The organism is Tepidisphaeraceae bacterium, from assembly GCA_035998445.1.
Taxonomy (GTDB): Bacteria; Planctomycetota; Phycisphaerae; order Tepidisphaerales; family Tepidisphaeraceae; genus DASYHQ01.
Map to the genome: position 1 here is coordinate 199,958 of DASYHQ010000008.1, position 21,208 is coordinate 221,165.

The following is a 21,208-nucleotide window of genomic DNA, read 5'->3' on the forward strand; positions in this document are numbered from 1 at the left end:
CCCCTCTTCTGTAGGACAGGCATTCCTGCCTGTCTCTCCCCCCGTCTTGCTCTCTCCCCCCGTATTCTCTCTGTCTTTCTTCTGTGGCACAGGCATTCCTGCCTGTGTCTCTTGTGACTTTTTCTCTTCCAGTGGGGCGGACGTTTTTGTCTGCCTCGCAGCACTCGCTGCGATTTCATATGAAGAAGAGAACGGGGCCACCAAACGCCTTGGTGTCGTCCCGAGCGGAGCGCGAAGGTTGTCGGACAAAATCCCTGCGTTGATAAGGGACATGTCATCCCGATGGGAGGCTTGCCGACCTGAGGGATCTCCCAGTGCCGCGAACCGTCTGTGGCTCGAGATCCCTCAGGTCGCTACCGCTCCCATCGGGATGACACCTTGGGCAATGGATCGCCATTCGTATGACGAGCCCTCACCCTGACCCTCTCCCGGAGGGAGAGGGAACCAAGTCGCCGAGCCCCGTGAATCCGCGTCTTCCTACCGCCCCGCCACCGTCGGATCGACGCCCAGCGTCCCCACCAACCGCTGCACGTACGCCGATTCGGACACGCGGGCGAGATCCGCCTTCGCCTGGGTCAGTCGGCCGGCGATGTCCAGCCGCTGGGTTTCCTCGGCGTGCATGCCGTTGGCGGTGAACGCCTGCAAATACTCGACGTGCCGTTTCCAGAGCGCGACGTCGCTGGCCTGCTTGGCGGTCAGGCGGGCGCGGTACCAGTCGCTCTGCATCAGGTGCTCGCGCGTGAAGAGCCGGCGGACGTCGGGGTGGTGGGCGTCCTTCCCCTCGTAATGGCCGTGAACCATGATGTGCAGGACGGCCTTCAACGGCGGAATCGCCTGCTCGACGCTGCCGTCCTCGAAGTACTGCTTGGCGACGCGATGCTGCGCTTCGACGATGTTCAGGATGCCGTCGACGTAGGCTTCCATGTCCTGCGTTTCGGGCTTCAGCATCGCCTCGTCGAACACCTTGCCCGGGCTGTCGAACAACCGGCCGAAGAACGTGCGGACGAACTGGTACGTGATGCGGTACCCCAGCCGGCTGGCGGGGATGGTTTGGCCGCCGTGCTGGAAGTCGGTGATGGGCTCGAGGTAGCCGTTGTCGATCATGTACTTCGCGTCGCGCTCGTGCGGCTTCAGGCGGCACCAGATCTCGGGCACCAGCAGGCTGATGTCGTGATCGACCCGAATGTTCGGCCCCACGTAACCGGCCGCCGTCGAGAAACCACCGAGCCCGGTCAGGATGTAGCTGACGAGCGCGGCGTTCAGGTCGATCACCGGCGCAACCGCGTTGAACGGCGCCTTCGTCAGCGCCCCTTCGCTGCCCGCGCCGGTGGTCGACGGCGACTTGCCGGTCAGGCTGCAGACGAAGTCCATGAACAGCTCGGGCAGATCCTGGTAGTGAATCGGGTTGTACACCGCCAGCGGGCGAATGCCCGCCTCCTTGTCTGGCGGGTTGTTGCGCCGCCCCACCAGCACCGCATCCACCGGCCTCGCCAGCGGTTGGTCGGCGGGCATGGCGCGCCAGAAGCGCGTGCCGATGTCGGCCAGGTACGCGCCCAGCGGGTTCACCAGATCGGGCCGATCCTGCAGGTACCGCGGGTTCTTCGTCGGCTTGCCATCCACGATGCGCGGGTGCGCCGACGACACCACCAGCCCCCCGTCGGCCGCTGCGGCGTCGGCGAGCAGGCGCTTCATCGGTGACGTGTAGGCGTCGAACTCGGTGATCTTGTCGACGATCTGCTTCGCCTCGTCCGACGACAACGGCTGGAAGTTCGAGATGAAGTTGTTCGGCTTCGACAAATCGATTTCCGTCTGCTTGTCGAAGCCCGGAATGATCGCGTCGTCCGGCCGTTGGAACAGGCGCGTCTCGCAGTTGATCAGCAGCTTCAAGCTGTGATCGTCCGTCGTCGGCACGCCCGCCGGCAGCATGCCGGGCGGCACGACGACCGAGGCGGTGATGTCGTCCTCCGTCTGCACCTTGGCCGCAGGGAAAAAGTCCTGCCGCAGCTTATAGGTGCGCCACCCGTGGTTCGGCAGCAGCCCGACGCGCAGGTACGTGCCGCCGGCCTTCTTGTCGTCCACCTTCAGCTCGTGGCCGTCCTCACCGTTGACCACGTCCACGGTGAAGTGCGACCGCCAATTGTCGCCCCACTCGGGCTTGAACAGCCGCTTGATGAGGAAGACGAACGCGAGGATGTCGGTCGGTATGCTCGCGAGCCACTTGTTGTACTCGTCGGTGTACTCATCCGACGGCGTCAGCAACTTGATCACGCTGCCGAGCGTGCGCTCCTTGCTTAAGATCGGCCGGCTCGGCGTCTTGGCGTAGTCCTGCGGGGCCTTGCCGGGCTTCCAGCGCTTGCTGTGATCCTTGGCCAGAATCACTTCCACCGCGTCCAGGTCCTTCTGCAGGTTACCGACGTAGATCGGCCCGTAGATCATGTAGTCGCTGAGCGACTTGCTGATCTCGCTCTTGCCACCGCCACTGACCGTGCAGGGCTTGTGACAGAAGACGCCCTCGGCGACCGTGATGATCACCCGAAACCGCCCGCTGCCCGGGTGCTTGTTCAGCGTCAGCTTCTGGCCCCAGGGTGGCATGTATACGTGCTCGGCCAGCAGCGGCAGGGTCTGCGGCTTGCCGTCCTTCGTCCATTCCACCGTGAGCGACCGCGAATCCAGCACGGCGTCTTCAGCGATATAGATGACGTTGGGGTAGCGCTTGTCGACGCCGTACCCCTCGGGCTTCACGTCCATAATGTGCCCGTAATCCCGCGCCACATCCGCAAACGTTCGGCCGTTGCCGTAGCGCGGGTTGGGCCGATAGGCATCGCCCAGGCTGAAGCTGAGGAACGCCAGCGCGCCACCGGCGTGTTCCTCTTCGGCGCTGCCGTACAGGTTGGCGGCGTAGCTGATCTGCGTCTTCACTTCCTTCTTGCAGTAGCCGTAATAGTTGTCGGCGATCAGCGTGACGATCACGCCTTGCTCGGTGCGGCACGTAATCTTGAACGCGGTGCCGTTGTTGTACTTCTCGTCAGCGTCCTTCCAACAGGCGCCGTCGCGCTTCTGGCGGGCCGTGGCCTGGTCGACGTGCGGCAGGCCCAGTTCCTTCTTCGTCAATTGCGTTAGATGCGGCGCCAGGATCACGCAGCCCGTGTGGCCGGTCCAGGTTTGCGGGTCGAGGGCCGCGTCGTTCTCCGGCAGCACCGGGTCGCCGGCGTTGCCGAAGATCGATTCGACGAAGTCAAGGTTGCTCACCAGGCTGCCCGGCACGTAGAACCGCACCTCCATGCGCTTGGCTGGCTGCTTGCCGGGAATCTCGGGCACCACGATCGGGCGCAGCAGCAGCGTGCAGAACCCCTCGGCCTTCTGCGGCTGGTGGGCGGTGTAAGGCAACTCCATCATCGCGCGCGGTGGCTTCACCGCGTGCTGGAACAGCTTGGCAAAGACCGCCAGCGGCACCGCGACCTTGTCGCCCGGCACGGGCAGGCCCCCTTCGGCGACGTGGAACGTACCTGCAGTCGTCCTGCGGTCGCTGCGCGGGTTGTGCAGCACGCCGTTGCGAACACGGTAGCTGCTCAGCAGTTCGCTCTCGTACGTGTCGCTATCCATCGGAAGCGACAGCTCGCGCGCCACGCCCGGCCGATCGAGCCCGAACGTCTGCCCCGGCAGGCGCAGCGGCTCGGGCAGGTTCAGGTGAGCGGTGTGACCGTTCAGGAACCCTTCGATGCGCTTATCGACCGGCGAGCGGTAGTCCGAAAGCAGCCGACTCTTCTGCCGGTAGTTGCTCAGCAGCCCCGTCACCAGGTGCGACAGCCCCGACTCCGCCTGCGTCGCCACGCCCGGCAGGCCCAGCGCCAGCAGCTTCAGGTGGATGAACTGCTGCAACTGCGCCCGATCGGGCGCGGGCCCACCCAGTGCCTGATCGGCCACGACCACATGACTTCTATACACGGCAAATCTCCTTGCGAGCCATCGACTTTTCATCGCTCCGCACGGGCGCGGTTCCGTGGGAATGGACCCGTCCGGGAGCCTAACCGCGTGCGTGTTGCGAGGCAACGTAATGATGACGCTTCGAATGACGAAAGGGGCGAACACGCCAGCCACTAAAGTGGCGAGCCTTCGGGTTCATCCCAGCGCCCCCACCTCTTCTGTAGGACAGGCATTCCTGCCTGTCTCTCCCCCGTCTTCATCTCCCCCCGTATTCTGTGGCACAGGTATTCTTGCCTGTGTCTCTTCTGCCTTTCACTTCTACCAGCGGGACGAACATTCTTGTCTGCCTCTCTTCCTTTGCGTTGCGCATCCATCAACAGCATTCAAGAGACGCGAAGGCGCGAAGCCACGAAGGATACGCGAAGAAAAACGTAACCCGATGTCCCGGCGGCGGTTTGGGTAAGCGAAAACGCGAAATCGTGCACCATTATGCACCATTTTGCGCCATCGCCTGAGTGAGACCGGGACCAACTCGGTCCCGCACACCAGCCATTCACTTGTCAAAGAACACACTATCCATCTCTACGCTCGCGCTGCGCAATTAAGCTCGATCCGGCGCAACGCCCTTCGCGCCTCCTTCGCGCCTCCTTCGCGCCTTCGCGTCTCTGCCTCCCCCCGCCCACCACAAAGAATCCCCCCAACATTGCCCGCAGCGGCAACACCGTCCGCCCCGCGTGATATGATGAACAGGCGAGGTCCCCATCATGAGCCAACTGTCCCAACATCCCGCGTTGCTGCAGATCGAGGACACGCTGGACCTCATCGGCCAGCGGTACCGCGTTCACCGCATGGCCCGTGGTGCGGTGCTGTTCGGCGCGACCGTGGTCCTGGCGACCGTGGCGCTGGCGTTCTTCGCCCACGCGACCGAGCCCGGCTCGCGGCTGGCGTACGTGGCGCTGCCGGTCTGGTTGATCGTCGTGATCGGCGCAGCCGTCGCGTGGGTCCTGCGGCCACTGCTGATCCGGCCGCGCTCGCTGGAGGTGGCCCGGCTCGTCGAGTCGCGCGTGCCGGACCTGCACAACGGTCTGACGAACGGCCTGCTGCTGACCCAGCGGGACGACCTAGCGGACAACCCGTGGCTGCCGTCGGTGTTGGACGAGATCGTTCAGAGCACCCGCGGCGCCTCGCCGGAGTCGGCCGTGACGTTCGCCGACGTGAAACGGCTGGCGATCACGCTGTCGTACGCCGTCGTGCCCGCATTGCTGCTGGTGGCGATCTTCTCGGGTTCATTCGCGCACGGCTTTGCGCAGATGTGGTCACCGGCGGCGTTCGTGCCAATCGAGGGGGATGCGAAAATCATCTCCGTGCTGCCGGGCGACACGACGCTCGTGCAGGGCCAGCCATTAGAGATCGTCGTGCTCGCCGAGGCCGCCGCCGACGCGCCGGCGCACGTCATCTTCGATTCCGGCGTGCCACGGGCCGAGGTGATCGGGTCGCCGGCCGAGGATGGCATCGTGCGCTACACGTATCGCGTCGACCATGTCGATTCGACGCTGAAGTACCGAATCGAGATCGCCCGCACGCAGAGCGCATGGTACGTGGCGAATGTGGTGCAACAGGTAAAGCTGACGAACCTGTCGCTGCGCATCGCCCCGCCGAGTTATACGAAGCCAGAGCCGGAATCGATCGTGATGACGATTAAGCCGGAAGACCTCGGCAAGGCGCCGGTGGAGGTGCTGCAGGGCAGTTCGGTCGACCTGTCGATCGGCATCGACGTGCCCGTGGCCGGCGGCATATTGCAGGTGGACGGCGCGTCGCCGATCGCCATGAGCCGGTCGGACGATGGCCGGCAGTTCAACGGGTCGACCGTGCTGCTGCACGATGCCCAACTGGCGGCGTTGCTGACGGAGACGGGTGGGCAGATTGTCGCCCGCCTGCCCGACCCGGCGTTGCCGATCACGGTGAAGCCCGACGCCGCGCCGACGATCGAGGTGAAGTGGCCAACCACCGAGACTGCGGTCGCGCCGGACGCGGAAGTGAAGGTCGTCGCCAAGGCGAGCGACGACGTCGGCCTGTCGACCGTGCGCGTGCTGATGGCGACCTCCGCCGGCGGCCCACTCACGAGCGTGTTCGAAAAGACGGTCAGCGACTCGGCCGCGGTGTTCGATTTGGCGCAGGCGATCGACATCAAGCCCGAGTACCGCAAGCACGGCTCGTCGGTGCGCCTGCAGATTGAAGCGGTCGACAACCGCAACCTGATCGGCCTCATCGACAACGGCGGCCCGCAGACGACGCAGTCGCCGATCTACGAGATCAAGTTCCGCGACCCCGCCCAGATCGCCGCCGACGAAAAGGAAGCCAGCGACAAGCTGCGCGAGATTCTGACAGAACTGCTGCGCCAGCAGAACGCGTTGCACACCACGACCACCATCCTGAAGCCCGAGGACATCGCCGGCATGGCGAAGGTGGGCACGGGTCAGGCGCAGCTGGCGGTTACCATGCAGCAGACGGCCGACACCTTTAAGTTCAACCCGGACGATACGGTTGTTCAGAAGACGCTGATCGTGCTCGCGACGGGCCCGGCGAAGGACGCGATCGACCTCACGGCGGCGTTTCCGACCGAACCGGTGATGAAGGAGCGCGCCCGCCTCAGCCTGGACCTGCAAACGCGCCAGCGGCGGATCATCAGCACGCTGGAAAGCTTGCTGGCCCTGCTGAACAAGTCGCCCGAGCCCACCACGGCCCCGGCAGCCAAGGAAGGGGGCGATCTGCCGAACAAGGTCGATGCGCTGAAGAAGCTGAACGAGGATCTGAAAGAGTTCATGAAGGAACAGCAGCGCATCCTCGATCAGACCACCAACCTGGCAAAGAAGCCGGTCGATAACTTCGACGAGAAGGACAAGAAGCTGCTCGACGAGCTGCTAATGAGCCAGGAAAAGCTGGACGCCTTCATGCAGCAGAAGGTCAGCGATTTTTCCAAGCTGGCCGAGCAGGACATGAGCAACGCCACGCTGCTGAAGGAACTGATGGAGGTCTACAGCGAGGTGACGATGGCCAAGGACGGCTTAAAGAAGCAGGCCATGGAGATCGCCGTGGCCGCGGAGGATGCGGGGCTGGAACTGGCCAGCGAGATCACGAGCAACCTTGAGAAATGGCTGTTGGAAAATCCCGATCGCGTGAAGTGGACGCAGGAAGAGCTGCTGGACAAGCAGGACGTGCCGATGGCCGAGCTGCCGACCGAGTTGGAAGACATGATCGGCGAGCTGATGGAAGAGCAGGAGGATCTGTTCGAGGACGTGGAGGACATGAACGCGAACATGACCGACAGCCTCGACAAGGGCGCCGGCTGGGACGCCGCCGACGGGCCGATCGCCAACATGAGCGCCAAGGGCGTTACCGGCAACACGCTGCCGAACAACAACGAAATGGGTGGTCGTGCCGGTGAGGGGCGCAGCGGCAAGTCGCAGGGCGAGTTCGTCGAGGATAACGCGACCGGCAAGGGTGGCCGTAATACGCCAACGCGGCTCGACCCCACGGCGTTCCAGCAAGGTCAGATCAACGACACCAGTAAGGACCCCGTCGGTGGCGCCACGGGTGGGGGCAAGATGAGCGGCCAAGGTGGCGAAGGTTTAGAGGGCCCGGTGCCGCCGGGTGTGTCGGCGGAGATGAAGCGGCTGGCGCAGAAGCAGGCCCAGATCCGCAACGCCGCCGAGCGGCTCAACCTGCAGTACCAGCTTGGCCGGTACGACAACTTCAAGCTCACGCAGGCGACCGCCCTAATGCGGCGGGTTGAGTCCGACCTGAATGCCAACCGCTACGACACCGCATTGCGCCGCCGCGACGTGCTGCTGGATTCGATCGACACTTCACACTTGCTGCTATCCGGCGAGATCAGCGTCCAACACGACACCAGCCCGGTCGCCACCCGCAAGTCGCAGGAACAACTCAACAACGCCATGAACGGCGACCTGCCGGCGGCGTGGAGCGATGCGCTGAAGACGTATTACAAGAAGCTGGGGGCGGAGTGAGGTGCGAGCCTCTGCGGCTGTAGCGGCGACGACGCGATCAGGCCAAGTGGTCATCCCGGGCGGAGTCTGTAGGCTCGCGGCCAAACCCCTGTCGCCTCGCGCGCACTTGTCATCCCGATGGGAGGCTTGCCGACCTGAGGGATCTCGACCCACGGACGGTTCTCGGCCCTGGTAGATCCCTCAGGTCGCCAAGGCTCCCATCGGGATGACACGTTGCGTGATTGCGGCGGGCCTCTTCAGGAAGGGGCCGTTGCGCCACGTTCGGGCGCGTCACCTCACTACGAGGTCGACTCGTCGCCACCATCGCCGTCATCTAATCCCTCAGCCCGCGTCATCTTCAGCTCCCCATCCGCCCCCTTGCTCAGCAATTCGATCTGTTGCTCGGCCCGTTCCAACACGCCGCGGCAGTGTTGCAGGAGGAAGCGGCCGCGCTCGTACTTGATCAGGGAGTCTTCGAGGCCGATCTCGCCGGCCTCGATGTCGCTCACGATCTGGTTCAGCTCGCGCTCGGCTTCTTCGTAGGTGCGGGGGACGGGTTGCTTCTTGGTGGCCATCGGAAAGGATTATAATCCTTTTCGAATTTCCGGGCGACCGCCCAAGCATGGGGCGCGGGCGTTGGGTAAACTACTCGGGACATGCCAGCGGTGACCGACGCACGCAACCAGACCTCAGATGCCGCGCCCGCTACGGTGGACGCCGCGGGCGCCGCGCTGCCGTCGCGGCCAAGCGGGCGGTGGCGCACGTACGTGATCGCCGTCACCGCCGTCATCGCTGCCGCCTTCGTGCGGCAGGCGTTTACGCCGATCCTCGGGCAACGCGCCCCCTACTGGACCTTCCACATCGCGCTGGTCGTCTCGGCCTGGTTCGGTGGGTTGCTTCCGGGCCTGCTGGCGACGGCGCTGGGCGCGGTGGCAGCGGTGTACCTCTTCGTGAACCCCGCGCACGAACTGGGCGTGCAGACCGCGCAGGACGCGATCAGCCTCGGCATCTACTGCTTCATCGGGGTCGTCGTCTCCTTGCTCACCGAGAGCCTGCACCGCGCCCAACTGCGGGCCGAACGCGCCTCGGTGCGCGCCCAGCAGCGCGACACCGCCGTGCGCGACATCATGGAACACACGACCGACGCGATCGCGGTCTTCGACCGCGACTGGCGGTTCGTCACCGCCAACGAGCGCGCGATGGTCATGCTGCGCCGCTCGGCCGAGGCGCTAGCGGCGGGCACGTTCTGGACGCTGTTCCCGCAGACGGTCGGGTCGGAGCTGCAACAGCGGCTGACGCGCGCGATGGAGACGCAGGCGCCCGACCGGTTCGAGACCTACTTTGCCGGGCTCGACCTGTGGGCCGAGGTGCAGGTGTCGCCGGCGCCAGAGGGCCTGACGCTGTTCTTCAACGACACCACCGCCGCCCATGCCACGGCGCGCCAGCGCGCCGTGATGGCGGCCATCAACGAGGCCGCGCGCTCACCCGGCAATGGCGAGGAAACCGCCTGGGCGATCGTGTCGGCGGTCGGTCGGTTGCTGGGCGTGGCCCGCTGCACGGTGGCGGACGTGGACGTGGAGAACGGCGTCGTCCACGTCTTTCGCGACTACCTCGACGGGGTCGACAGCATCGCCGGCATGCACCGCCTGGACGACTACGGCGCGTTCCTGGAGCGCGAGACGCGCCAGGGCCGCACCGTCGCGGTCAACGACGTCTCGGCCGACCCGCGTATCGACGTCATGCAGCGCGCGGTCTACGCTAGGATGCAGATCGGCGCGTTCGTCGCGGTGCCGCTCATGCGCGACGGTCGCGCGGTCGGGCAGTTCAACGTCCACAGTGTCGCCCCCCGCGCCTGGCCACCGGAAGACGTGAACATGCTCGAACAGGCCGCAGCCCGCACGTGGTCAGCCGTCGAGGCGGCCCGCGCCGCGCAGTCGCTGCGGCGCAGCGAACAGCGCCTGCGCCTGGCGCTGGAGGCCGGCCAACTGGGCGTGTGGGACTGGGACCTGATCACCAACCGCGTCAGCTGGTCCGACCGCATCTACGGGTTCCACGGCTTAGACAAGGACGAGGTCGGCATCCGGCTCGACCCCGACCTGCCCCTCATCCACCCCGACGACCGACCGCTGGTGCTGGCGGCCCGGCGGCACACGCTGGAGACCGGCGAGCCCTACCAGATCGAGTTCCGCGCCATTCAGCCCGACGGCAGCGCCCGCTGGCTCTTTACCAACGGGTCCCTGATCCGCAACGACGCGCTCCAGCCCGTGCGCATGCTCGGCGCCACGATCGACATCTCCGAGCGCAAGCGACAGGACGAGCAACGCGAGCAGCTGCTGGAATCGGAGCGCAACGCCCGCGCCGAGGCCGAGCGCGCCGGCCGCATGAAGGACGAGTTCCTCGCCACGCTCAGCCACGAGCTGCGCACGCCGTTGAACGCCATTCTGGGTTGGTCACAGCTCATCCGCGCTGGCCGCATGCCGAACGACGAGTTGCAGCACGGCCTGGAGACCATCGAGCGCAACGCGCGGGCGCAGGCACAGCTGATCGACGATTTGCTCGACATGTCGCGCATCATCAGTGGCAAGGTGCGGCTCGACGTGCAGCCGTTGGACTTGGTCGACGTGGCCACCGCCGCCGTAGCTACCGTGCGCCCGACCGCCGAGGCGAAGGAGATCACGCTGGCGGCACAGATCGGCGAGCGGCACTGCCCGATCAGTGGCGACGTGAACCGGTTGCAGCAGGTGTTGTGGAACCTGCTGAGCAACGCCATCAAGTTCACGCCGCGCGGCGGGCGCGTCACGCTGGCGGTGCGGTGCCCCGGTGGCGCGCAGACGGTGGAGATCGTCGTCACCGATACGGGTCAGGGCATCACGCCCGACTTCCTGCCGCACGTGTTCGACCGCTTCCGTCAGGCCGACGCCAGCACCACCCGCCGTCATGGAGGCTTGGGCATCGGGCTGGCGATCGTGAAACACTTGGTCGAAATGCACGGCGGCACGGTGACCGCGACCAGCGACGGGGCCGGTCATGGCGCGGTGTTCACGATATCGCTGCCACTGATCGCCGGCCTGCCCACGACGCTGCCGGCCGAGTCGCCGTCACGATCGATCGCGTTCGGTGAACCGGCCCACGAGCCCACGTTGGCGGGCGTGCGGGTGCTGGTGGTGGACGACGAGGCCGACGCGCGCGACCTGGCTAGCCACGTGTTGACCGGCCGCGGCGCCAGCGTCGCGGTCGCCAGCAGCGCCGCCGAGGCGCTGGACGGGCTGGTGAGCGGCTGGCCGTTCGACGTGCTCGTGAGCGACATTGGCCTGCCCGGCGAGGACGGCTACGCGCTGATCCGCCAGGTGCGTTCGCTCGACGGCGCGGTCGGTGGCAAGGTGCCGGCGATCGCGCTGACCGCCTACGCCCGGGCCGAGGATCGCACGCGGGCCATCCTGGCCGGTTACCAGGTTCACCTGACCAAGCCGATCGAACCGTCCGAACTTCTGGCCAACGTCGCCAGCCTCGCGGGTCGCACCGGGTCGGCAAGTCCGGCGGCACCGACGTCTCCCGCGACCGTCGGCACGGTGTAATGCCATTGACCGGGTGCCCGCCCGCCACATAGCATCGGTTCTCAAGGAACGCATCACATGTGGTTTTTTGGCATTGTCATCGTCGTCGGCCTGCTGGCGCTCTTCTGGTTTGCGCGCAAGGCGTTCATCAGCTGGTACGGCGAGGAACAGGGCGCCACGAGCGGGTTCTCGATGGGCGATCTGCGCGACATGCGCAAACGCGGGCAGATCAGCGAGGCCGAGTTCGAGCGCGCCAAGGCCATGGTGATCGATTCCGCCAAGCGCGCCGCGGCCGCCCCACCCCCCAAGGCGCCGTTGAAGGACTTCCAAGCCAAGGGCATCAACTTCACCGGCGGCTTCCCGATCGAGCCGCGCGACGACCGCCATCGACGCGAGTAACCCTGCAATCATGGCATTATCGGCCGCTGCTGCCGTTGGGCTCGGTTCGCTTCACGCCCGGTAACCACGGGCGTTTATAGGGACCTCCCCACGTCGATTTCGCGTTTTCATTTTGCGCATTGGCAATGCTAAGATGCGGTAACGAAACGGGGAACGAACGCATCAAGTAGGACCCCCCAATCGTTCGATAGACAGACGAGAGAGGCATGGAAATGCCAAGGGCTCGGCGCCGCGGTCGCGCCGCCCTGCGAGCAAGTCGGGTGGCGCGGTCAACGCGGCCACCCGCGTGTTTCTCGGATAAGCTCACCCGGCACGCGCCAAAGCGCGAACGGGTGGATCACAGCAGGAAGGTGAGAGTCAATGGCCAACAACAATCGTCCCGGCAACGGCGGTGGCAGTGGAACGGTGCCGCCCGGGAACCCGCCCGGCAACAGCACCAACCCACCCGGTGGGTTTCGTGGGCGCCGGGTGACCACCTGCAGCTTCTGTGGCAAGAGCAGCCGCGACGTCGGCCCGATGGTGGAAGGTCCCAGCGACGTCTACATCTGCGCCAACTGCGTCGATTTGGCCCACAACATCATCCGTCAGGAAAAGCGCAAGCTGTCGACCAGCTCGCCGATGTTCAACAGCATTCCGTCGCCGCGCCAGATCAAGGAATTTCTGGACGGGTACGTCGTCGGGCAGAACCACGCCAAGCGTGCGCTCGCCGTCGCCGTTCACAACCACTACAAGCGCCTGAGCACCACCGGTGAGAACGCCGCCGCACCCGCCGAGACCGGTGGCACCACCGCCCCCGCCGTCGCCGCGGCCGCCGCTGCGGCTGCGAACGACGTGGAGATCGACAAGAGCAACGTCCTGCTGATCGGGCCCACCGGCTCGGGCAAGACGCTGCTCGCCAAGTCGCTCGCCCGCGTGCTGAACGTGCCGTTCGCCATCGGCGACGCGACCACGCTCACCGAGGCCGGCTACGTCGGTGAGGACGTCGAGAACATCCTGCTCAAGCTCCTGCAGAACGCCGACTACGACCTGGAAGCCGCCCAGCGCGGCATCATCTACATCGATGAGATCGACAAGATCGGCAAGACCAGCGGCAACGTCTCCATCACCCGCGACGTGTCGGGTGAAGGCGTGCAGCAGGCATTGCTGAAAATGCTCGAAGGCACCGTGGCCAACATTCCGCCGCAGGGTGGCCGTAAGCATCCCGAACAGCAGTACATCCAGATGGATACGTCGCAGATCCTATTCATCTGTGGCGGGTCGTTCGTCGGGCTGGAAGACATCATCCGCAAGCGTCTGGGCAAGCGCCAGATCGGCTTTGGTTCGGAAAACGGCCCGACCGAGCAGACCAACGAACGCGCCACCACCCTGGCGCAGGTTCAGCCGGAAGACTTGGTCGAATTCGGCATGATCCCCGAGTTCGTCGGCCGCCTGCCGCTGTGCGCCACGCTCGAACCGCTGGACGTGCAGACGCTGATCAACATCCTGACCGAGCCCAAGAACGCGTTGGTCAAGCAGTACCAGAAGTTCTTCCGCCTGGAGAGCTGCGAGCTCACCTTCACCAGCGGCGCGTTGGCGAAAATCGCCGAGCGAGCGCTGAAGCGCGACACCGGGGCCCGCGCCCTGCGTGCGGTGTGCGAGGAGATCATGCTCGACATGATGTACCGCCTGCCTGACGAGGGCCAGGGCGGCAAGTACGTGATCGACGAAGCGGTGGTCGAAGGCCGCCGGAATATCTTCGAGATCAAGCCCGAACGTCGACAGTCGGCGTAAGCCGAACGTATTGCGACAGATAGAACCAGGGCCGGCGAATCGCTTCGATTCGCCGGCCCTTTTCGTTTGCGCTGCCACGGAAGCCGTCCTCTTATCCCCTCTCCCGGTACTCCGGGGGAGGGTTAGGGAGGGGGGCCGGGTGCCTTGCCTCATTATTAGAGCGGTTCAACTTCGGGTGTAGCGTATGGCCGCAACCCTGTCATCCCGAGCGGGAGCGGTAGCGACTCGAGGGATCGCCACGGTCGAGCGCCCTCCCTTACTTGAGATCCCTCAGGTCGCTACCGCTCCCTTCGGGATGACACGCTACACCTGAGGTAGAGCCGCTCTAGACCGGAAGCCCCCACCCCAGCCCTCCCCCGGAGTACCGGGAGAGGGGGTGAAGACAGTCCTCAGGCGTCACGTGTGTACCAACCCCGCTGGGTCGAACCCCTCCCCCGCCGGTAGTTCGCCCATCTCGATCGACGCAAATCCCACGTTCACCGCGAACGTGGGCAGGTTCAACGCCGCACACAGGTCGCCATGCCGGTTGGCGGCGTAGGCGTAGCCGTTGCCCTCGGTCCCGGGTTTGGACAGCAGCGTGGTCAGCCTGCGGATGGCCGTCGGCCGGCTGAACATGTCGGCGACACGTTCGGGGTCGCCCGGTGGCGCGGTGGCGCCGTCGGTCAGGTCCTCGTGCGGCTCAGAGACGTACGCGTCGACCTGCTGCCCCTTGTCGAACAACACGTACAGCAACACCCGCGTCGCGTACGTCATCACCAGCAACACCGGACATTCGAAGTGCTGGGATAGCTCCGCGGCCAGTGGTTCCTGGCTGGCCAGGTCCTCGTGATACACGACCGTCGCGTTTCGATACGTCGGCGCGACGTACGCGACCGTGCCGAGCCGCTTCAGGTAGGCGACCACATCGGCCTGGCTTGGCCCGACGAGCGTGAGGTTGGCGTAAGAATGCATGAACGTGATCCTACGCGCCCCCTTCACGTCCTGCGACCGCGTTTTCCGATGATATCCAATGTTGCGGCCGCGCGGTCGTCCGTGGCCGTTCCGGGGCTGTCAGGCCTTTGTCCGACAAAGAGGTTTGCGATGCTGCGATTCTCCTGGGCGATCGTCTTCTGCTGGGTTTTATGGACGGGGGTTGCGCAGGCGCAGCTGACGCCGGAGATGGTGCGCATCCAGACCGAGACGGTCGCGTCCGACCCACCTGCGACCCAGCCGACAGTCAACGTCATCGTCAACACCGAGGGCGCGCCGTCCACGCAGCCTGCCGAACCCGACAATCTGTTCGAGTCGCTGTCCGCCACGCGCATCGCGCAGATCGCTCAGGGCAAGCTGAAAATCACGCTGGATGACGTGAAGCAGCCGCAGTTCTGGCTGGAGACGATCCGCGACCTAGTCAAAGCGATCTTGATCTTCGTCCCGCGCGTGATCGCCTGCTTCATCTTCCTGTTCGTCTTCTACCTCATCTACCGCGGCATCCGCCGGCTGGCGACGCGGAAGATGAAGGACGACAACGTCGACACCAGCATTCGCGACATGATCGGCGGCCTGCTGAAGTGGACGATCATGGGCTTCGGCGTCGTGATCGCCTGCAACCAGCTCGGCATCCCGATCGTCGCGATGCTGACCGGCGTGTCGATCATCGGCCTGGCCGTCGGCTTCGCCGCCCAGGAGACGCTGGCGAACTTTATCGCTGGCATCGTGATCTTCCTCGATAAACCCTTCAAGGTGGGCGACTGGATCGAGGTGGACGAGCAGGAAGGCTCCGTCACGCGCGTCACGTTCCGCAGCACGCGCTTCACGAATTTAGACGGCGACGTCGTCGTGCTGCCGAACACGGCCGTGCTGGCGCACCGCATTATCAATAAGTCGACCAACCCCGTCACCCGCGTGAACGTGCCGATCGGCATCGCCTATGGCGAATCGATCGACCGCGCCCGCGAGGCGCTGCTTGCCACGCTGGACGGCGACCCGCGCGTTCAGCCCCGCCCCGCCGCCGAGGTCGTGGTACGCGCCTGCGCCGACAGCAGCATCAACCTGATGCTGCACTTCTGGATCCGCGAGGAACGTTACGAGGACGCGATGGTCTGGGAGTACTTGGAAAAGTGCAAAAAAGCGTTAGACGCCGCGGGGATTTCCATCCCGTTCCCGCACATGCAACTGCTGCTGGAGAAGACGCCGGCGCTGGAAATGCTGTCCGGAGCGAACGCGAAGCGGGGCTAGGGGCCAAGGCGAGTTCCCCCGACTTCTGTAGGACAGGCATTCCTGCCTGTCTCTCTGCGGGATCGTTGCGCCTCGTTTAATTCAAAAGAGACGCGAAGGCGCGAAGGTACGAAGCCGTCGCAAAGGATATCCTGCAACCCGAAGCCGCGCCGGTGGTTTGGGTAAGGCAAAACGCGAAATCGCGCACCATTCTGCACCATTTTGCACCATCGGCCGTCCCGTCCAATGAGCTGGCCGCCGCTATTCGGTTGTCAAAGAGCACGCTATCCATCTCTACGCCCGCGCTGCGCGATTCAGGCGTGATTGGCGCAACAACCACGGCCTTTCTTCGTGTCCGTCTTCGCGCCTTCGCGCCTTCGCGTCTCTTTTCTGCTGATGGAGGCGCGACGCAAAGAGAGACAGACAAGAATGCCTGTGCCACAGAAGACCGAATACGGGGGGAGATTAAGACGGGGGACAGACAGGCAGGAATGCCTGTCCTACAGAAGAGCGCTCTATCCCACAATCTCCCGCAACGTCGTCGCGGCGTAGCGCACCTGCTCTTCCGGCAACTCCGGGTAGACCGGCAGCGCCAGCACCTCGGCGGTCGCGCGCTCGGTCTCCGGCAGGTCGCCTTCGGAATAGCCCAGATACTGAAAGCACTGCTGCATGTGCAGGCCCAGCGGGTAGTAAATGCCTGAGCCGATGCCCTTGTCGGCCAGCTTCTTCTTCACCGCGTCGCGGTTGGGCACGCGCACGACGTACTGGTTGTAGATGCTCTCGTTCCCCTCATCGATCGCCGGCGTGACCACTTTCGACCCGGCCAAAATCTCGTTGTAGATCGCGGCGTTGCGCCGGCGGGCGGCGTGCCAGCCGTCGAGGTACTTCAGCTTCACGTCCAGCACCGCCGCTTGAATCGCCGCCAGGCGGAACATGCCGCCGATCATCTCGTGGAAGTACGTGTGACCACTGCCGTGCACGCGCATCTTCCGGCAGGTGTCGGCGAAGGCGTCGTCGTTCGTGCAGATCGCCCCGGCGTCGCCGAACGCGCCGAGGTTCTTCGTCGGGTAAAAGCTGAGGCAACCCGCGTAAGCCTCAGAACAGGCGGCCTTGCCGTGCCGCTTGGCACCGATCGCCTGGGCGGCGTCCTCGATCGTCTTCAAGCCGTACTTGCACGCGATCTCGTTCACACGGTCGATCTTGGCCACCTGGCCGAACAGATCGACGGGCATGATCGCCTTCGTGTGCTTGTTGACCTTCTTATTGATCAGATCGGTATTGATGTTGAAGCTGCCGGGCTCGATGTCGACGAAGACCGGCTTAGCCCCCACCCGCGCGATGCTGCCGGCGGTCGCGAAGAACGTGAAGCTCGGGCAGATCACCTCATCGCCCGGGCCAACGCCCATCGCCATCAGGGCGCACAGCAGCGCGTCGGTGCCGCTGCTGACGCCAATGGCATGCTTCGTGCCGCAGTAGGCGGCCAAGTGCTTTTCGAACTTCTCGACGTGCGGCCCGAGGATCAGCGCCTGGGCGTCGCAGACTTCGTCGATGGCCGCGCGAATCTCCTCGCGCAACGGGCCGTACTGGGCGGTCAGGTCTAACAGCTTAACGTTCATGCCCTAAAGATTAGGGCGCGGGGGAAGTGGGAGCAATGACCGGCGCGCAATCCCTCATCCCCGCTTCCTTCAGCTTAATCGCTTCGGTAAGCACGTCCCCCGACATGCGCACCGCTTATGACGCGCGTAGGGTCCCATCCAAATCGCGTTATCCGTCAAAGACCGACGCGTCTGCCAAAGCGTTTGCACGACTGATTTTGAGTTCGATTCCGTCCGAAATCACATCAGGCGTGCTGTCGTTTGGCCGCCGGTTGGCAAGGACGGATTCGGAACATGAAGAACAACGTCGTCGGTCATCGTGCCACGGTCGAAGCGCTGGAACAGCGTACCCTGTTCGCTGCCGCTCCCATGTTCGGCGCCGCGGTGATCGAGACCGACACCGGCCCGGAACTGCACGTCACCGGCACCGCCAAGGCCGACAAGATCACGATTACCCAGACCGCCGATGGGTTGAAGGTGTCCAACGGCGCCAAGTTCAATCAGACCTTCGCCGGCCAGTTCAAGGCCATCCAGGTGATGGCGGGCAAGGGGAACGATGTCGTGAAGATCGACTCGTCCGTCCACGTCAACGCGAAGATCTTCGGTGGCGCGGGCAACGACAACCTCACCGGTGGCTCGGGCAACGACAAACTCTACGGCGAGGCCGGCAACGACACGCTCAACGGTGGCAACGGTGACGACGTCCTCGTGAGCATCGGCGGTGGCAAGGACACGCTGATCGGTGGCGCCGGTCGGGACAGCTTCTGGACCGATGCGCGCGAGACGATCCGCGACGCGTCGGCCGACGAACTGGCCAACGCCGTTCGCCGGGTCACCAGCTTCGCGCCGGTCGGCGTGCAGCAGGGCGACAAAGTGAAACTGACCAAGGTCAGCACCGAGCTTACCGGCCAAAACCTGACCGACCCCACCGTCACGACGGGCGTCACCGGTTATGCGAACTTCGCCGCCAAGCCCTTGTTCGCCAGCACCGGCCCCAGCGCCGACGACGTGGCGCAGGGCTACCTCGGCGACTGCTACTACCTGGCGACCCTCGCCTCCATCGCCGATACCGATCCTGCGGCTATCCGCGATCGCGTCGTCGAACTGGGTGACGGCACCTACGCCGTGCAGTTCGACCGCAAGGGTGTGAACGTCTTCGTCCGCGTCGATGGCGACCTGCCCATGGCCAACAACGCGCTGGCCTACGCCGACCTTGGCCGTGAACGCTCGACGTGGGTCGCGATCATGGAAAAGGCCTTCGCCTACTTCCGCACGAACGTCGCCAGCTACGGTTCCATTGAGGGCGGCTGGATGGACGAGGCGTCGACCGCGCTCGGCATCGCGAGCCAATCGATTTTCAACGCGTCGTCCGTCGGCACCCTCATGAACGCGCTAACCGACGCCCTGGCATCGGGCAAGGCCGTCACCTTCGCGACGTTGCCGACGTGGAAGGACATCGAGTTCGTCCCCGCCCACGCCTACCAGGTCGTGTGCGTCACGCTCGCCCCCACCGGCGACGCCACGAGCGTCACCCTCCGCAACCCCTGGGCGATTGACGGTTACGTCTCCCGGGACGGCGTGCAGGACGGCTACGTGACCCTGTCGCCGTTGCAGGTGTACAAGTCATTCTGGGCGACGACGTTCGCTGAGGTGTAGTGGTCTTAGCCCCTGTCGCTTCGGGAGAAGGCTGGGCACTGTTGACGGCCCCAATACGACTATCCCAGTTCAAAAAGCGTGTCATCCCGAGGGGAGGCTTGTCGAGGGGAGGGCTATCGGACAAAGCCCTGTCGCCTAGTGCGCACTTGTCACTCCGAAGGGAGCCGAAGGCGACCTGAGGGATCTCGAGCCAAGGACGGTTTATGGCCTTGGGAGATCCCTCAGGTCGCCAAGGCTCCCATCGGGATGACGCGTCCCTGACCAACCAAGGATTTTTGCCCACTAGCTTTCAGGCTCCGCTCGGGATGGATAGTTCGCGCCCGTCCACCTTCCACCCTCCGCCTCCCGCGTTCCCGATCTGCGTCCATTACCCCTTTCCCGCCCCTCTCCGTTATAATCGCGTCCGATGTACGAACCGAAACGAATCCTGGTGGTTCAACCCAGTTGGGTAGGCGATGCGGTGATGGCCACGCCGACGCTGCGCGCGTTGCGCGAGCGGTTTCCCGATGCGCACATCGCGTACCTGATGAAGCGGTACGTAAAAGAGATGTACACCGGCATGCCGTGGGTCGATCAGATCGTCACCTATCGCACGGGCAAGACGAAGAAGCAGGCCGGCCGTGGCAAGTTCTTCGACATCGCCGCTCGGTTGCGCGCCGGGAAGTTTGATTTGGCGGTGCTGCTGCCCAACTCGTTCAAGAGCGCGCTGGTCTGCAAGATGGCGGGCATCGACCGCATTGTGGGTTACGAGCGCGATGGGCGGGGCTTTTTGCTGTCGGACAAACTCCTGCCGGTGAAGGACAAGGGCAAGTTCGTGCCGTCGCCCATCATTCGGTATTACATGGGGTTAGCCCACTATTTGGGCGCGACCGGCAAGAACCTGAAGATGGAGTTGTTTGTCACGGATTCCGAGCGCCGCGAGGCCGACGACGTCTTCGCGCGCAGCGGCCTCGAGGCCGACCTGGACCGCCCGGGCTCTCGCGGTCAGGCGCCGCTCATCCTGCTGAATCCTGGCGCCCAGTACGGCGCCGCCAAGTTGTGGAAGCAGGAGTACTTCGCAGACCTGGCCGACCGGTTCATCGATGACTTGGGCGCCACGGTGCTGATCAGCGCCAGCCCCAAGGAACGGCCGATCGTCGAGGCGATCAAACAGCACATGCGGCGCGTGCCGGTGGACCTGAGCAACAAGGGGATGACGCTCGGGTCGCTGAAGGAGATCGTTCGACGCTGCGACCTGATGGTGACCAACGACACCGGCCCGCGGCACATCGCCGCCGCCATGGACATACCGGTTGTTACCGTCTTTGGCCCCACGCACCCGGAGTGGACGGAGATCTACTACGCCAAGGAACGCCAGGTGGCCGTGAAGGTCTTCTGCGGCCCGTGCCAGCGAAAGATATGCCCGCTGGACCACCGCTGCATGACGCGCGTGACACCCTCGATGGTCTACGACACGTCGATGGCGTTGCTCCGTGGCGGCGCCGGGGCGGGCGTGACGGTGTGATGGAATCTATCTGCCCAGATTGGCCCGCGCGCCCGGCGTTCCTACCGAATCCCCTTCAATCGCTGATACAACCGCCACTCGTTCATCGCCATATATCCCCCGAAAACCACGGCAAACGCCGACACCAGCGGCAGTCCGTACGCGCGGTACGTGCTAAGCAGAAACGCCAGGTTTCCCAGCGTCGCCAGTACCGTGAAGACCATCACCGCCAGCACCGCAATCGGGTTGCGGATGAACGCGATCACCATGCCTTCCAGGATCAACGCCACCGCGAACGCGGTGACGGCCAAGTCGCGCTGGAAGAAGATGCTATCGACGTAGCGCATCGGGTTGCCCTGCGCATCGGTGACGGCACCAGGATCGCCACCGGTCAGAAAAATCAACAGGCCAGGGTTGAGGAACAGCAAGATCGCGGCGATGCCAAAGCTGATCCAGGCCTCGGCTCCGGCGGTGGTGGGAACGTCGCGGCGGTGGAAGTCGGCAACCGGTTCCACCCGACGCGGGTTGTCGGCCGGCACGGGCGCGCCCGCCGGTGGAGCCTGGTCGACCGGTGGGCGTTGATCGCCCGATAGTTTCGGAAGCTTCGACATGTCCATGATTGGC

12 protein-coding genes are annotated in these 21,208 nt (G+C 64.8%); 7 read left to right on the forward strand and 5 right to left on the reverse strand.

The annotated features are described in order from the left end of the window. Window positions 1-477: 477 nt before the first annotated feature. Window positions 478-3,945, reverse strand: coding sequence for a hypothetical protein (locus VGN72_02530; protein HEV7298213.1), 3,468 nt, complete (start codon window positions 3,943-3,945; stop codon window positions 478-480). A gap of 743 nt (window positions 3,946-4,688) precedes the next feature. Between VGN72_02530 and VGN72_02535 the strand changes: the two genes are divergently transcribed. Beyond that, window positions 4,689-7,952, forward strand: a complete 3,264-nt coding sequence (locus tag VGN72_02535) for a hypothetical protein (GenBank protein ID HEV7298214.1) — start codon at window positions 4,689-4,691, stop codon at window positions 7,950-7,952. Window positions 7,953-8,230: 278 nt separating this feature from the next. On the opposite strand, the gene xseB is transcribed toward VGN72_02535, so the two are convergent. Beyond that, window positions 8,231-8,506 (reverse strand): exodeoxyribonuclease VII small subunit, encoded by a 276-nt coding sequence (gene xseB, locus VGN72_02540; protein ID HEV7298215.1) that lies wholly within the window; start codon window positions 8,504-8,506, stop codon window positions 8,231-8,233. Between the two features lie 90 nt (window positions 8,507-8,596). Between xseB and VGN72_02545 the strand changes: the two genes are divergently transcribed. The 3 genes from VGN72_02545 (at window position 8,597) to clpX (ending at window position 13,654) form a co-directional block, all read left to right on the forward strand. Then, window positions 8,597-11,506: an ATP-binding protein gene (locus VGN72_02545; GenBank protein ID HEV7298216.1), complete on the forward strand. Its 2,910-nt coding sequence runs from the start codon at window positions 8,597-8,599 to the stop codon at window positions 11,504-11,506. 57 nt (window positions 11,507-11,563) lie between these two features. Then, the gene (locus tag VGN72_02550; protein ID HEV7298217.1) at window positions 11,564-11,884 is read left to right on the forward strand and encodes an SHOCT domain-containing protein; all 321 of its coding nucleotides are present in this window, start codon (window positions 11,564-11,566) and stop codon (window positions 11,882-11,884) included. Window positions 11,885-12,244: 360 nt separating this feature from the next. Then, window positions 12,245-13,654: an ATP-dependent Clp protease ATP-binding subunit ClpX gene (gene clpX / locus VGN72_02555; GenBank protein HEV7298218.1), complete on the forward strand. Its 1,410-nt coding sequence runs from the start codon at window positions 12,245-12,247 to the stop codon at window positions 13,652-13,654. 396 nt (window positions 13,655-14,050) lie between these two features. Here clpX and VGN72_02560 read toward each other — a convergent pair whose 3' ends face one another. Continuing rightward, complete coding sequence (locus tag VGN72_02560) at window positions 14,051-14,605, reverse strand: hypothetical protein (GenBank protein HEV7298219.1); 555 nt, start codon at window positions 14,603-14,605, stop codon at window positions 14,051-14,053. A gap of 129 nt (window positions 14,606-14,734) precedes the next feature. On the opposite strand from VGN72_02560, the gene VGN72_02565 reads away from it, so the two are divergent. Beyond that, a complete protein-coding gene (locus VGN72_02565) occupies window positions 14,735-15,871 on the forward strand; it encodes a mechanosensitive ion channel family protein (protein ID HEV7298220.1) in 1,137 nt (378 codons plus the stop codon). A 494-nt stretch (window positions 15,872-16,365) separates the two neighbouring features. Here VGN72_02565 and VGN72_02570 read toward each other — a convergent pair whose 3' ends face one another. Continuing rightward, window positions 16,366-17,466 (reverse strand): DegT/DnrJ/EryC1/StrS family aminotransferase, encoded by a 1,101-nt coding sequence (locus VGN72_02570; GenBank protein ID HEV7298221.1) that lies wholly within the window; start codon window positions 17,464-17,466, stop codon window positions 16,366-16,368. A 273-nt stretch (window positions 17,467-17,739) separates the two neighbouring features. On the opposite strand from VGN72_02570, the gene VGN72_02575 reads away from it, so the two are divergent. Both VGN72_02575 and waaF read left to right on the forward strand, forming a co-directional pair. Further along, window positions 17,740-19,101, forward strand: a complete 1,362-nt coding sequence (locus VGN72_02575; GenBank protein HEV7298222.1) for a C2 family cysteine protease — start codon at window positions 17,740-17,742, stop codon at window positions 19,099-19,101. A 406-nt stretch (window positions 19,102-19,507) separates the two neighbouring features. Beyond that, the gene (gene waaF / locus VGN72_02580) at window positions 19,508-20,605 is read left to right on the forward strand and encodes a lipopolysaccharide heptosyltransferase II (protein HEV7298223.1); all 1,098 of its coding nucleotides are present in this window, start codon (window positions 19,508-19,510) and stop codon (window positions 20,603-20,605) included. A 41-nt stretch (window positions 20,606-20,646) separates the two neighbouring features. On the opposite strand, the gene VGN72_02585 is transcribed toward waaF, so the two are convergent. Further along, window positions 20,647-21,195, reverse strand: coding sequence for a hypothetical protein (locus tag VGN72_02585; GenBank protein ID HEV7298224.1), 549 nt, complete (start codon window positions 21,193-21,195; stop codon window positions 20,647-20,649). Window positions 21,196-21,208: the final 13 nt, after the last annotated feature.

Excerpts from the sequence above, each read along its gene's own strand:
- waaF (HEV7298223.1), top strand. The coding sequence starts at position 19,508 with ATGTACGAACCGAAACGAATCCTGGTGGTTCAACCCAGTTGGGTAGGC.
- xseB (HEV7298215.1), bottom strand. The coding sequence starts at position 8,506 with ATGGCCACCAAGAAGCAACCCGTCCCCCGCACCTACGAAGAAGCCGAG.
- VGN72_02535 (HEV7298214.1), top strand. The coding sequence starts at position 4,689 with ATGAGCCAACTGTCCCAACATCCCGCGTTGCTGCAGATCGAGGACACG.
- VGN72_02565 (HEV7298220.1), top strand. The coding sequence starts at position 14,735 with ATGCTGCGATTCTCCTGGGCGATCGTCTTCTGCTGGGTTTTATGGACG.
- VGN72_02570 (HEV7298221.1), bottom strand. The coding sequence starts at position 17,466 with ATGAACGTTAAGCTGTTAGACCTGACCGCCCAGTACGGCCCGTTGCGC.
- VGN72_02575 (HEV7298222.1), top strand. The coding sequence starts at position 17,740 with ATGAAGAACAACGTCGTCGGTCATCGTGCCACGGTCGAAGCGCTGGAA.
- VGN72_02585 (HEV7298224.1), bottom strand. The coding sequence starts at position 21,195 with ATGTCGAAGCTTCCGAAACTATCGGGCGATCAACGCCCACCGGTCGAC.
- clpX (HEV7298218.1), top strand. The coding sequence starts at position 12,245 with ATGGCCAACAACAATCGTCCCGGCAACGGCGGTGGCAGTGGAACGGTG.
- VGN72_02550 (HEV7298217.1), top strand. The coding sequence starts at position 11,564 with ATGTGGTTTTTTGGCATTGTCATCGTCGTCGGCCTGCTGGCGCTCTTC.
- VGN72_02560 (HEV7298219.1), bottom strand. The coding sequence starts at position 14,605 with ATGCATTCTTACGCCAACCTCACGCTCGTCGGGCCAAGCCAGGCCGAT.